Here is a 12,716-nt window from a genome sequence, read left to right as displayed (position 1 = left end):
CTTCGCGATGATTCACCTGGCCTCCAATGAAAACCCGCTCGGCATGCCCGAGCCCGCTCGCCGCGCCGCCGCGGCGGTGCTCCAGGGCGCAGGCAACTACCCCGATGGCAACGGCACCGCGCTCAAGCATGCGCTCTCGGCGCGGCTCGACGTGCCGGCCGACTGGCTGGTGCTGGGCAGCGGCTCCAGCGAGATCCTCGAACTCGCGGCCCAGGTTTGCGTCGAGCCAGGCGAGCATGTCGTCTATTCGCAGTATGGTTTCGTGGTCTACGGCCAGGCGGCGGCGCACGCCCACGCACGCAGCACCGGCGTCCCGGCGCGGGACTTCGGCCATGACCTGGACGCCATGCGCGCCGCCATCGGCGAGGACACGCGGCTGGTCTTCGTCGCCAATCCCAACAACCCCACCGGCACGTTCATCGAGGCCGGGCCGCTGCTCGCCTTCCTGGCATCGGTCCCGCCGTGGGTGACGGTGCTGCTCGACGAGGCCTACGGGGAATACCTCGCGCCGGCGAAGCGCTACGACAGCATCGCGTGGGTGCGGCGCTTCCCGAACCTGATCGTCGCGCGCACCTTTTCCAAGGCCTACGGTCTGGCCGGGTTGCGCATCGGCTACGGCGTCGCGCAGCACGGGCTGGCGGCGCGCCTGAATGCGCGGCGGCCGCGATTCAACGTCAGCACGCCGGCGCAGGCTGCGGCGGTGGCGGCGTTGGCCGACGCGGCCTTCCTGGCGCGCAGCTACCAGCTCAACAGCGCGGGGCGGGTGCGGCTCGAAGCAGGGCTGCACGAGCTGCGACTCGCATCGATCCCTTCCGCGGGCAACTTCCTGATGGTGCACGTCGGTGAAGGCCGCACCGTGCACGCGCGCCTGCTGGCGGCTGGAGTCGAGGTGGCGCTGCTCGACGGCTACGGCCTGCCGCAGTGGCTGCGCATCACCGTCGGGTTGCCTGAGCAGAATGAGGCGGTGCTGGCAGCGCTGCGCGATCATGCGCCCGCGCGCTGAACTTGCCGAGGAAGCCAAACCCAAGGGCTGACTGTCTGTCACGAGCTGATCGCCCGGGCCGGCTTGCGCACCGGGACATGGCGGAACATGATGCAAGCAGTCCCGAACCAGGAGGTTTGCGATGCAGCTCCGTCAATCCCTCGATCGCGCCCGGCGTGCGCTGCTGATGGCAGGCGGTGCGTGGGCCGCCGTGACTGCGTTGAAACCGGGCCGCGCAGGCGCACAGACGCCTGCACGCATCGGCGTCATTGGCGCGGGCCATATCGGCGGCACCATCGGCGGCTTGTGGATCAAGGCAGGCCATCCGGTCATGTTCTCGTCGCGCCATCCCGAAGAGCTCAAGGATCTCGTCACGGGGCTCGGCCCGCTTGCCAGCGCAGGCACCGTGGCGCAGGCGATCGCCTTCGGTGACGCGCTTTTCATCGCGGTGCCCTATGGCGCGTTGCCGCAAATCGGCAAGAACTACGGCGCCGCACTCCAGGGCAAGGTCATGCTGGATGCCTGCAACGCCGTGGAGTCACGCGACGGCTCGGTGGCGGGCGAGGTCGAGCAGGAAGGCGTCGGCGTGGTCTCGCAGAAATACCTTGCCGGTGCGCGGCTGGTGCGGGCGTTCAACACGATGTCGTACATGATCTTCGCGCGCGAGGCGCACCGGCCCGACCCGAAGCTGGCAGTGCCGATCGCAGGCGATGACCCCCGCGCGGTCCAGGTGGCGGCGGGACTGGTGCGCGACGCCGGATTCGACCCGGTGCTGGTCGGCAAGCTCGCCGACGCCCGGCAGTTCCAGCGCGGCGGGCCGGGGTACGGCCAGCCCGTGAGTGCGTCGGAGCTAAAGCAGAAGTTGTCCCTGGGGCCATGACGGCGCTGCCGGGCTGGCTGCGGCGGGCGATCCCGGCGACGCCGCAGGAGCTTGCGGCTGCGCTGTGGTCCTTCGGCTATTTCTTTGCGCTGCTGGCGGGCTACTACGTGCTGCGGCCTTTGCGCGACCAGATGGGCATCGCCGGCGGTACCCGGGCGTTGCCGTGGCTGTTCTCTGCGACCTTCGTGACGCTGCTGGCAGCGCAACCGATTTTCGGCGCGCTGGTCGCCCGGCTGCCGCGTGCACGCTTCATCCCCATCGTCTATCAATTCTTCGTGCTCAACCTGGCGCTCTTCTGGCTCCTGATGGCAATGGGTATCGAGCCCGTCATCGTTGCGCGCGTCTTCTTCGTCTGGGTCAGCGTCTTCAACCTGTTCGCGGTCGCGGTGTTCTGGTCCTTCATGGCGGACCTGTTCACGAGCGAGCAGGGCAAGCGGCTCTTCGGCTTCATCGGTGCCGGCGGGACTGCCGGCGGGCTGCTGGGGCCGGTGATCACCATCGCGCTGTCGGTGCCGCTGGGCCCGCACAACCTGTTGATCGCGGCCATCGTGTTCCTCGAGCTTGCGGTGTTCTGCGCCGCACGCCTGGAGCGCAGCGCCGGCGCTCCCCAAGGGCAGCGGCGCGACGAGCGGCGCGTCGGGGGCAGTGCCTTCGCGGCGCTGTCCGGGCTGGTGCGCTCGCCCTACTTGCTCGGCGTCGCGGCGTGGGTCAGCCTGCTGTCCTTCGGCGCGACGATCCTGTATCTCGTGCAGGCCAATGTGGTGGCCGCCAACGTGCAGGGCGGGGGCGCGCAGACGCGCATCTTCGCCAGCATCGACCTGCTCGTCGGTCTGCTGACGCTGGCCACGCAAGTCTTCGCTACCGGGCACTTCCTTCGCCGCTTTGGCACGGGCATGGCGGCGGGCGCGCTGCCGGCGGTGTACGTGGTCGGCTTCCTGGTGCTGGCGTGGATACCGGGCCTTGCCGTGGTCATCGTGTTGCAGGTCATGCAGCGGTGGATGAATTTCGCCATTGCCAATCCGGCGCGGCAGGTGTTCTTCACGGTGGTCGGGCGCGAGGAAAAATACAAGGCGAAGAACATGATCGACGTGGTGGTCTATCGCGGTTCCGACGCGCTATACGGCTGGGTCTTCGATAGCCTGCAAGCAGTCGGGCTCAAGTTGGGCGCGATCGCGTTGTGCGCTGCGCCGGTCGCGCTCGCGTGGGTCTTGTTGTCGGCGGCGCTCGGGCGCATGCAGGAGCGCCGTGCCGCGCTGCCGGGCAGCCGCGAGAAAGGAGAAGCACCATGACTGGACTGACCCGGCGCGGTTTCACCGCGCTCAGCGGCGCAGCGCTGCTTGCGCAGCGCGCGGCGCTCGCGCAGCAGGGCAACAGGGACGCGGCGGCCCTCATCCAGCGTGCGATACCAGCCACCGGTGAGCTGCTGCCCGCGGTCGGCCTCGGCACTGCGCAGGTGTTCGACAGCAACGACGACCGCACCCGCGACAGCGCGACGCGGGTGGTCCGGGCTCTCCTGGAGGGGGGCGGCCGGCTCATCGACACCTCCTCGGTGTACGGCGATGCCGAGCAGGTGCTGGGCCAGGTGATGGCCGCCGGTGGCTGGCGCGACAAGGTCTTCGTCGCGACCAAGCTGGAGGCGCCGGACGCGGCCGAGCTGGAGCGCTCGCAGACACGGCTCGCGACACGGCGCATCGACCTGCTCCAGCTTCACAACGTGAGCAATCCGAACCAATCGCTGTCGCGATTCAAGGCCTGGAAGACTCAGGGCCTGTGCCGTTACATCGGCATCACGTCCACCTATCGTGGCGCCTACGCGGCATTGGAAGCCGTGCTGCAGCGCGAGAAGCCCGACTTCGTGCAGATCGACTATTCGATCGACAACCGCGATGCCGAGGTGCGCATCCTGCCGTTGGCGGCCGACGTGCAAGCGGGCGTGCTCACGGCCCTGCCATTCGGGCGCGGCCGGCTGTTTCGCGCAGTGCGTGGCAAGCCGGTGCCCGATTGGGCGGCGGGTTTTGCCACCAGTTGGGCATCCTTCTTCTTGAAGTTCCTGCTGGGGGACCCGCGCGTCACGGCCGTGATTCCGGGAACTTCGGATGCCGGGCACATGGCCGACAACCTGGGGGCCATGCGCGGGCGGCTACCGGACGCGGACGAACGCAGGCGAATGGTTGAGTTTGTGCGCAGCCTTTAGACCTGGACGGCGCCTCGAGCAGAATATCCTTTCACGAGATAGAACCCTCAAGCAAGGTCCGGACAGGGCACTTGCGAACGCTGCTCCAGGAGAAACCCCGAATGACAAGCCCCGATGTGCTGATCAGCGAGGTCGGCCCGCGCGATGGCCTGCAGTCCGTCAAGGCCACGATGCCGACCGCCGACAAGCTGCGGTGGATCGACGCGCTCCACGCCGCCGGCGTGCGCGAGATCGAAGTCGCCTCCTTCGTGCCCGCGCGCCTGCTGCCGCAGATGGCCGATGCCGCCGATGTGGTGCGCCATGCGATCGCGCTGCCCGGGCTCACCGTCATGGCGCTGGTGCCCAACCGCAAGGGCGCGGAGGCCGCGCTCGCGGCCGGCGTGCACAAGCTCACCATGCCGGTGTCCGCCAGCGCTGCGCATTCGCTGGCCAACGTGCGCAAGACACGCGAGGAGATGGTCGAGGAGGTGCGCGCCATCGCCGCACTGCGTCGCGAGATCGCGCCTCACGTCAAGCTCGAGGCCGGAATTTCCACTGCCTTCGGCTGCACGCTGCAGGGCGAGGTGCCGGAGGACGAAGTCATCCGCCTCGCGGTGCAGTGCGTGGCAGCGGGCGCGGACGAATCGGGCCTGTCCGACACCGTCGGCTATGCCAATCCGGCCCAGGTGCGCCGCCTCTTCAGGCGCCTGCGCGCCGAGCTCGGCGACAAGGCCGGCGCGGCCCACATGCACAACACCCGCGGGCTGGGCCTGGCCAACTGCCTCGCGGCCTTCGAAGAGGGTGTGCGCACCTTCGACGCCTCGCTTGGCGGCCTGGGCGGCTGCCCCTATGCGCCCGGGGCCTCGGGCAACGTGGTGACGGAGGACCTGGTCTTCATGTTCGAGGCCATGGGCATTGCCACGGGCATCGACATCGGCAAACTCATCGCGGCGCGCGCGCCGCTCATCGCCGGTCTGCCGGGCGAGCCGGTCTACGGCATGACGCCCGAAGCCGGCCTGCCCAAGGGCTTCGTCCCCGTTTCAGGAATCGCACATGTCTGACAACGCAAAGAACCTCCTGCCCTACGCCGGCGTCCGCGTCGTCGAGTTCACCCACATGGTGATGGGCCCCACCTGCGGCATGATGCTGGCCGACCTCGGTGCGGAGGTCATCAAGGTCGAGCCCGTCGAGGGCGACTCGACGCGGCGCCTGCTGGGCTCCGGCGCCGGCTTCTTCCCCACCTTCAACCGCAACAAGAAGAGCATCGCCCTCGATCTCAAGAAACCCGAAGGCATCGAGGCTGCGCTGCGGCTGATCGCCACCGCCGACATCGTGAGCGAGAACTTCAAGCCGGGCACGATGAAGAAGCTGGGCCTGGACTATGAGAGCCTGAGGAAGCGCGACCCACGACTCATTTACGTGAGCCACAAGGGCTTCCTGCCCGGCCCCTACGACCACCGCACCGCACTCGACGAAGTGGTGCAGATGATGGGCGGCCTGGCCTTCATGACCGGCCGCATCGGCGACCCGCTGCGCGCGGGAACCAGCGTCAACGACATCATGGGCGGCATGTTCGGCGCCATCGGCGCGATGGCGGCGCTGCGCCAGCGCGAGCAGACCGGCGAGGGCTGCGAGGTGCAGTCGGCACTGTTCGAGAACAACATCTTCCTCGTCGCGCAGCACATGATGCAGTTCGCGGCCACCGGCAAGCCGGCCGATCCGATGCCCAGCCGGATCTCGGCCTGGGGCGTGTACGACGTCTTCACCGTGAAGGGCGGCGAGCAGATCTTCCTGGCCGCGGTCAGCGACAAGCAGTGGGCCATCTTCTGCAAGGCCTTCGGCCTCGAGGAAATGCTGGCCGATCCGCGCCTGAAGACCAACAACGACCGCGTGCGTGCGCGCGATTGGATGATGCCCTTGCTGCGCTCTCACCTTGCGGGCTACAGCGCGGCCGAGCTCAGCGCCGTGTTCGAGAAGAACGAGCTGCCCTTCGCCCCCATCGCCAGGCCGCACGAGCTCTTCGACGATCCGCACCTCAATGCCACGGGCGGATTGGCGCCGGTGCGCATGAATGACGGCAGCGAGTCGAAGGTACCGCTGATGCCCTTTACCCTTGGCGGCGAGCGGCCGGGCATCCGACTGCAGCCGCCGCTGCTCGGCGAACACACGGATGCGCTGCTGCGCGAGGTCGGCTACAGCGAGGCAGGGATCGAGGCGCTCAAGCAGCAGGGCATCGCTGCAGCCGGCTGAGCAAGGCGGGCATGCCGGGCGCGGGGGCGGCGCTCACGAGGAGCCCACCCTGCACGGGTGGCATCGAGGTGTCATCGCTCCGATTTTCAGGTGATCAGTGCACGCATCGTGAGCGCGCCTTCTTCGCCAGGTCACGTCATCTTCTGGCGTGGGTGATGGAACCAACGCAAAAGCTCCGTTACTCAGCGGAATAAACCATTATTCCCAGAGGAGCGACACCAGATGACCGCTCAACTAGCTCACAGCCTCGACCTGTACCTTGCCTCGGTGGGGCGGGCGCCTGCGTGCATCAGCGCCGAAGGCAGCCTCGCGTTCGATGCCGCAGAGCGCCTGCAGGTTCATGCCGCCATGCACCCGGATGGCAAGGTCGAATTGTTTGCGGCCGCGGGCTACGTGCGGGCCGAGCTGCTGCAGTCCATCGTGGAAGCCGACGAGGATTGCGACTTCGACGAAGACGCACCCCGCCACGTTGCGGACATCGTGGCCCGGTGGACGGGCGAGGAAGCGCTATGGGCGGTCGACGTTCATCGAGAGACGGGCTTGCTGACCTTGTCCATGGTCGTTTCGGCCCTTCCCCGCGATCAGGCCGAGTGGGCGACGGTCATGAGGGCGTTCATGCGCACCGCCGATTCGTGGATCGCGCGCCTCCAGCAAGAGGCGCCGGATTCCTCGCCGCATTCCCGCGTGGGTTTGGCCGAAATCAGCTCCGGCGCATTCCTGCGCTGCTGAACGCTGCCGAGTGCGCCGGCAGCCGGCGCGCCTGCAAGCGTCCCATTTCTTCAACTCACTTCAGACGGGCAATGCCATGAGACCTTTTTCATCTGTCGAACCCAACCGGAAGGAGCGCGCTTCCACCCAGTTGGGTTCACCGCGGGTGACCCAGCAGGTGACCCAGCAGGTGACGCAGCAGAGACAGGTTGACTCGCCTACTCGGGATGGCGCTAGAAGAAGCCTGCTCAAGCCAGTTCCAACTTTGATGCAAACGAGCTGCGTCCCTGTATGGGACCGTGTGCGGAAACTGCTGGCACAAGTCGATGGGCTGGACATGAGGAAGGACGACTGCGTCATCGCGACCTCGAGGGTCCGCGAGCAAGGGCTCGATCAGGTCGCCGAGGCCATCGTGATCCTGGTAGACGCAGAATGCTTCGGAGCGGCAGACGCGCTCATGCGCATGTGCGAGCCAGAGGTGCGCTTGGCCCTGGTGAAACAGTGCGGGAGCAAGTGCACCGAGCGCCTGAGAACCTGCGACGATGAAAAAGTCAAAAACTCCGTTCAGAGGGCGCTGGATGCCGCGGCACAGAACGCGTTGGGGCGCAGCGACGTTGTTCAGTTGTTGGGGCTGTTGCCGCTTTGCTCGCCACTCATGAGGAAGAGCGTGGAGGGACTGTTTCCACTGCTCAACGAGGACACGGTCGAGAAGCTGGAGGACGATGAGTTCGCTGGAGCGCTGACCATGGCGCTGAACCGGATCCAGCAGATGGACGACCCGGGCAAGTGCCTCAGGGAGTTGAACTCGCTCCTGATGATCGCCAACAATCCCCAGGCGTGCGGTCTCCCTCGGGCCATGAGGATGATGCGCAGCCTCTGCCCTGTCCTGAGTCAACTGTCCGTCAAGTGGCGCGAAGATGCCGCCATGGTGGAGTTCCTCGCCAAGCTGACAGGCATGACCTGGCGTGAACCGACGCTGCAATCGATTAGCGGCATACCGGCACACGCGCGCGCTGAAGTGCTGCAAATCGCCGTGGAGCTTGCGGCCAGTTCGCAGACCACCGAGGAATGCCTGAATCGCGTGCGGGGTCTTGCAGCCTTGAGCGACAAGATCGAGAAGATCGACGAGGGCGCGGGTAAAGGGTTGAAGTCCCACCTCATGCGCGTGGTGCTTGGGTGGTTTGCGCAGTGGAGCGAGGCGGACTATGGGGCTTGCAGAGGTCTGCTCCTGGAGACCCTGACGAATCTGGAGCTGGGCCTTCAGCCTGGCATGGCGAGTTCTATAAGCGCAAGGGTCAGCGTTCGGGGGAAGCCCACGACCATGCTCGCCCACTTGGCCGACGACTTTAGACAAATTGTCGGCAATGGGGATCTGCGCAAGGCCGCGCTTCTGATTCGGGCGGCCAAACTCGCCGACTTTGGCTCCCTGGCACGCGAGAAGCTCATTGGGGCGGTGATCGACAAGCTTTCAGAGGCCGGGTACAAGGCCGAGCTGCGGCCTTTCAGCTTCAGGGTGCTTGCAGAGAAGAGCACGGATGTGGAGCAGGAAGAGCAGCGTTCGGTTGCGCTGCAGATGGCGGTGGTGCTCACTGCGGCGGGCGACCCGGAGTGCTCGCAACTCGCCGACACGATCATTTCAATCGTTTTTCCGATGCCGCAAGATCCGCAGTGGGCCGTCCAGCGCCTGATCGGACCGCCCAAGAAGAATATCGTTGGCGTCATCCCCTCGCCCATGATCTATGCCTTGCCGCTGCTCTGCAGTCCCGGGCATTCCGCGGAGCTCGACGTCATTCTGAAGATGGATGGGGGTCAACAACTGGTCGCGCGAACCGCGGTCGACGGTCTCCTGAACGGCACGTGGAACCACGCCCAGCTGGAGTTCTTGTTCAATGCACTCGCGGATCGCGTCGATCTGGGCCCCGCCCTGCCGGCGATCCAGACCACGGTACGGCCTGAGGTTGGTGGAAAAGGTCGCATCGAGCAAGTCTTGGACGGGGCGCCGCTGACCGACTTGAAGAAGATGATGAGTTGGCACGTGGACCTCTCAGATACCCAGATCCGGCACGTCCGTCCGTGGGCTCGTGGGTGGAGGTTCGTGTGGGTCATGTTTCGTGCGGAACCCACGAGGCTGAGAGATCCCGAGCTCTTTTCGATCTTGAAGGATTCCATGTTCCTGACGGGCGTGAAAGCAATCGATGCTGCTGCTGCGGACGGACTGCGCGGCGGCGCGGATGAACTGTTGCATCGATTGAAGTTCCCCTGGGCTCAGGAGGCTCTAGTTGCCATGCGGCAACTTCAAGGGATTCAAGTGAATGGCACGCCCTTGCTGTCGGATGGCGACTTGCACAATGTCATGCGCGCCATGTTCAGCGACGAGCAACTGGGGCGCGACACGCTCGTATGGATGGGATGGGTCGATGACTCGGCGACAAGGGTGGCGCTGCACGCGGTAGCGGCGCATGCGCTCATCAGCCTCGCGAACGATGTTTCTCCGTGCAGGTTCTATCCGGATCGTCCTGCCAACCATGTCGTGGGCGGAATGGTGCGCATGTTCGAGTTCCGCGTCATGCGCCTGCTGAAGATCGGCAAGGAGGTCGAGGCCAGTATGGGCGAGGAAGCGTGGCGTGAAATCTCGTCGAAGTTTCCGCTCCGCCGAACGGGGATGGAACCGGGCATGGGCTAGCCAGAACTCCGCACACCCGGTGTCACAGCAAGGGAACACGGCCGAGGTCCTCGGTGATCGAGGCGCCTTGGCCCAGGCAAGGAGGGGTATCGGCGAGGAAGCGTGGGAACTCGCTCATGCCTGGGGTAACTGAACATCATGCGTCCTACCCCTGCTGCCCTTGTTCGTTCAATCAAGTCCACGTCATTGCGCCGCTCGAGGCAGGGGTTGCGTCTCGACGAGCCAGGACATCCTGACCCGCGGGGCGAATCCGTTCCGCTGGCGCCTGATCGACGTGGCATTGGTGGAACGAAAAAGCCGTCCCGCCTCCTCGAGCTGACGGAGCAAGACTGCCCCCATCAATGGGCGGAGGTGTCGGCCTGCCTGGCAAACGTCAAGGGCCTGCAATTTCAGGGCGACGACAAAATTCTCGCGATCTCAAAGCTGGACGAGGCGGACCTCGGCTCGGTCGCCGAGGCCATTGCGATCCTCGTGGATGCGAACTGCCTCAAGGCGGCCTGCACCCTGATGGGCATGTGCAAGCCGTCGGCGCTGATCGTGCTGCTGGAGCCGTGCACGCTCAACCAGGTCAACGAGTTGAAGACCAGCAACGATCCGGCGGTCTGCAAGGCCATGGACCGGTTTCTGAGAGCAGCGGCCCGCCGTGCGTGGAAAGACGGGGACTTTCTCCGATGCCGCAATCTTGTGCAGTTCTGCTCGCCGGAGGTCAAGGCGAGCTTTATTCGCCGGTCTCTTTCGCTTGTCAAGGAGATGAGCCGGCTTCCAGTCGATGGCGACATGCTCGTCGAGGCGGTGCGCACGGCGCTGGCGTGGGTCGCAGAGTTCGACGAGGATGAGGGCCTGAGCGCGTTGGGCGGCCTGCTGCAGATCACCAACGATCTCGGGGCTCACGAACTCCCGCGGTCAGTGGCGATGAAATGCCTCATCTGGCCCGCCTTGGGAAGGATCGTTTTTCGGGATGCGAACGAGGATGTCCGCATGGAACGCACCCGCAGGATGCACAAGCTGGAAGCCATGGCCTGGTTTCCGGCGCTGACGCCCGAACTGCTCGACGCCGTGCCGGTCAGCCTGCAGAGCGAAGTATTGCGCGTCGCAGTCGAGCAGGCAGTGAATTCGCAGAACATCGTGGAGTGCACGGATCGCCTGCGGGAGCTTGCATCGTTGTCCGAGAAGATTTGCGAACCACTGCCTGAAGAGCTGAAATCTTATGTCAGGAGCGCGCTGACCAAACTGTCCCTGCAATGGGATGAAGAGGTATACAAGAGCCATCAGCACTCGCTGCTGAAGGTCGAAAAAAAGGCGCAGCGCATGCGGAGGGGCAGCTTCATGGGATCACTGAAGGCCAAGGCCGACCGCTTCTTTCGCAAGGATTCGGCGGATGAAGGTACGCTTGTCCATCTGGCCGAGGAGTTTCGGTTCGCCATCCAGGAAGGCAATCTGCACATTGCCGCACGCCTGATTCATGACTCCCCTTACCCGGAGTTCGGCGACGCGGCACGGGAAGAGCTGTTCAATGCAGTCGTCCGGAAGTTTGCGGAGGTAGGGCTCGAGCTCCAGCAGTGGCCTTTCAGGCTTGGCGAAGCCGAACAGGATGATGCGGAACTTGCAGCGAAGCAGGATTCGGTCGTGCTGGAGACGGCTGCCGCGCTCCTCGTGACCGGGGAGCCGGATCCGTATTTCTCGCTGTTGGCCGACAGGATTCTTTCGGAGCACTTCGCGACGCAGAAACGCCAGCAAGCGGCTATCCAGCGGCTGATCGAAGGCCTTGGGATCGGGCTTGGCACGCTAACGATCGTGGACGTCCTGAGCGGCGACCTGGTTTATGCGCTACCGGAGCTCTGCAGCCTGGACCACGCCGCAGCGCTCGAGGTCATTCTGGCAATGGAGGAGGGTAAAAGCCTGCTTGCGATAGCTGTTGTGGACTGCCTTTTGCAGGACGATTGCAGCGATGCCACCATAGCCTTGCTATTCAAGGCACTTGCGCATCGCATAGACCTGCGGGCCGCCCTGCCACCGATCCACACCGGATTGGTACAGGTGGATGCGCGCATCGTGACCATGCCGATGGAGTCGCCGCGACGCAAGATGATAAAGATGCTGCGGTTATTGCAGATGGCAAAGCTCGCTGGCGACTACGCGGAGAATTGTGGTCGATGGGCCCCAGGCTGGCGGCTACTGGCGTGCATGCATGATCAGCCTGACGTGTTCATCCAGGGTCCAACGATGCTGCTTGCAGTTCAAGCAATCGATGCTGCGGCCGCAGACGTCCTGCACGGTGGAGCGAAGGAGCTGTTGGACAGATTGCATGACAAGTCGGTCGAATTGGCCCTGCATGCCATGCTGGAAGAACCTCCAGTGATTGGCAAGCGCTTGTTGTCCGGCGACGCCTTGGTCAATGTCATGCGCGCCCTTGTGAGCGATGGCGGGCTGGGAGAACGGATGTTCACGTGGAGCCTTCCGGGAGAGGAGAGGGCAATGCTGCACGTGGCAGCAGCGCATGCGCTGATCAGTCTCATGGATGATGTCACTCCGTGCCGCTTCAATCCGGCAAAGCCCGCAAATCATGCGGTCGCCAGAGTGGCGCATGCTTTCAGCGTCAGTCTCGACAGCAACCCGGCGCGTATCCACATACAGCGAGAGATCGGCGAAGCGGCGTTGAAAACGATTGAAACGGCCAGCCACTCATTTCGGCTCGGCTAGTTCCGCGAAGGCGGCAAGGCTGGAAGTCCGCGCAACCGCGCCGCTCTGTCCTGCCGCAATTCGTGAGGGTGGGCCGCGAGCGTATGCGCGGCCATTGGAGTGCCGGCATGTCACCTCCCTGTGCGGCTCGGCCGCCGTCCTCAGACCTCGTAGTGGGCGGATCCAAGAGGGGGCGGGGGAGGGCTATTCGCAAGACGGCCCAGCGCGAGGGGCGAAGGCCCGGTGCGGGAGAGCGGCACCGCCCTACAGCCGCCGTCAGGCGAGGCTGACGCGGCGGGCGAGCGCGCGCCCAATCATGAAGGCTCCAGCAAGCGTCCCGCACGGGACCGCTGAACCACAA

General features: G+C 65.2%; 9 protein-coding genes. All 9 read left to right on the top strand.

Going from position 1 to position 12,716, the window contains the following annotated elements; all coding sequences use genetic code 11:
* The first annotated feature begins 7 nt into the window (after positions 1–7).
* The 9 genes from hisC to G3W89_RS26090 all read left to right on the top strand — a co-directional run bounded on the left by hisC (position 8) and on the right by G3W89_RS26090 (position 12,376).
* Entirely contained in the window at positions 8–1,003 is a 996-nt protein-coding gene (gene hisC / locus G3W89_RS26130) for a histidinol-phosphate transaminase (RefSeq protein ID WP_162576876.1), read from the top strand.
* Between the two features lie 121 nt (positions 1,004–1,124).
* The gene (locus tag G3W89_RS26125) at positions 1,125–1,862 is read left to right on the top strand and encodes an NADPH-dependent F420 reductase (RefSeq protein WP_197893585.1); all 738 of its coding nucleotides are present in this window, start codon (positions 1,125–1,127) and stop codon (positions 1,860–1,862) included.
* On the top strand, positions 1,859–3,151 hold the full coding sequence (locus G3W89_RS26120; protein WP_197893584.1) for an NTP/NDP exchange transporter: 1,293 nt from the start codon (positions 1,859–1,861) through the stop codon (positions 3,149–3,151). The genes G3W89_RS26125 and G3W89_RS26120 overlap by 4 nt, the downstream gene beginning before the upstream one ends.
* Complete coding sequence (locus G3W89_RS26115; protein WP_162576875.1) at positions 3,148–4,056, top strand: aldo/keto reductase; 909 nt, start codon at positions 3,148–3,150, stop codon at positions 4,054–4,056. The genes G3W89_RS26120 and G3W89_RS26115 overlap by 4 nt, the downstream gene beginning before the upstream one ends.
* A gap of 101 nt (positions 4,057–4,157) precedes the next feature.
* Positions 4,158–5,096: a hydroxymethylglutaryl-CoA lyase gene (locus G3W89_RS26110; RefSeq protein WP_162576874.1), complete on the top strand. Its 939-nt coding sequence runs from the start codon at positions 4,158–4,160 to the stop codon at positions 5,094–5,096.
* A complete protein-coding gene (locus G3W89_RS26105; RefSeq protein ID WP_162576873.1) occupies positions 5,089–6,285 on the top strand; it encodes a CaiB/BaiF CoA transferase family protein in 1,197 nt (398 codons plus the stop codon). The genes G3W89_RS26110 and G3W89_RS26105 overlap by 8 nt, the downstream gene beginning before the upstream one ends.
* A 222-nt stretch (positions 6,286–6,507) precedes the next feature.
* Positions 6,508–7,014 carry a hypothetical protein gene (locus tag G3W89_RS26100; protein ID WP_162576872.1) on the top strand — a complete coding sequence of 169 codons (507 nt, stop codon included), beginning with the start codon at positions 6,508–6,510 and terminating at the stop codon, positions 7,012–7,014.
* Between the two features lie 316 nt (positions 7,015–7,330).
* A complete protein-coding gene (locus tag G3W89_RS26095) occupies positions 7,331–9,676 on the top strand; it encodes a hypothetical protein (RefSeq protein WP_162576871.1) in 2,346 nt (781 codons plus the stop codon).
* A 207-nt stretch (positions 9,677–9,883) separates the two neighbouring features.
* Positions 9,884–12,376 carry a hypothetical protein gene (locus G3W89_RS26090; RefSeq protein ID WP_162576870.1) on the top strand — a complete coding sequence of 831 codons (2,493 nt, stop codon included), beginning with the start codon at positions 9,884–9,886 and terminating at the stop codon, positions 12,374–12,376.
* The last annotated feature ends 340 nt before the right edge of the window (positions 12,377–12,716 follow it).

The organism is Variovorax sp. PBL-H6 (assembly GCF_901827155.1).
Taxonomy (GTDB): Bacteria; Pseudomonadota; Gammaproteobacteria; order Burkholderiales; family Burkholderiaceae_C; genus Variovorax.
Note: the sequence above shows the minus strand (reverse complement) of the source record. Positions and strands in the feature narration are given on the sequence as shown.

What these genes read in the sequence shown, in the direction of transcription:
- hisC (WP_162576876.1), top strand. Translation starts at nt 8, where the DNA reads ATGATTCACCTGGCCTCCAATGAAAACCCGCTCGGCATGCCCGAGCCC.
- G3W89_RS26125 (WP_197893585.1), top strand. Translation starts at nt 1,125, where the DNA reads ATGCAGCTCCGTCAATCCCTCGATCGCGCCCGGCGTGCGCTGCTGATG.
- G3W89_RS26120 (WP_197893584.1), top strand. Translation starts at nt 1,859, where the DNA reads ATGACGGCGCTGCCGGGCTGGCTGCGGCGGGCGATCCCGGCGACGCCG.
- G3W89_RS26115 (WP_162576875.1), top strand. Translation starts at nt 3,148, where the DNA reads ATGACTGGACTGACCCGGCGCGGTTTCACCGCGCTCAGCGGCGCAGCG.
- G3W89_RS26110 (WP_162576874.1), top strand. Translation starts at nt 4,158, where the DNA reads ATGACAAGCCCCGATGTGCTGATCAGCGAGGTCGGCCCGCGCGATGGC.
- G3W89_RS26105 (WP_162576873.1), top strand. Translation starts at nt 5,089, where the DNA reads ATGTCTGACAACGCAAAGAACCTCCTGCCCTACGCCGGCGTCCGCGTC.
- G3W89_RS26100 (WP_162576872.1), top strand. Translation starts at nt 6,508, where the DNA reads ATGACCGCTCAACTAGCTCACAGCCTCGACCTGTACCTTGCCTCGGTG.
- G3W89_RS26095 (WP_162576871.1), top strand. Translation starts at nt 7,331, where the DNA reads ATGAGGAAGGACGACTGCGTCATCGCGACCTCGAGGGTCCGCGAGCAA.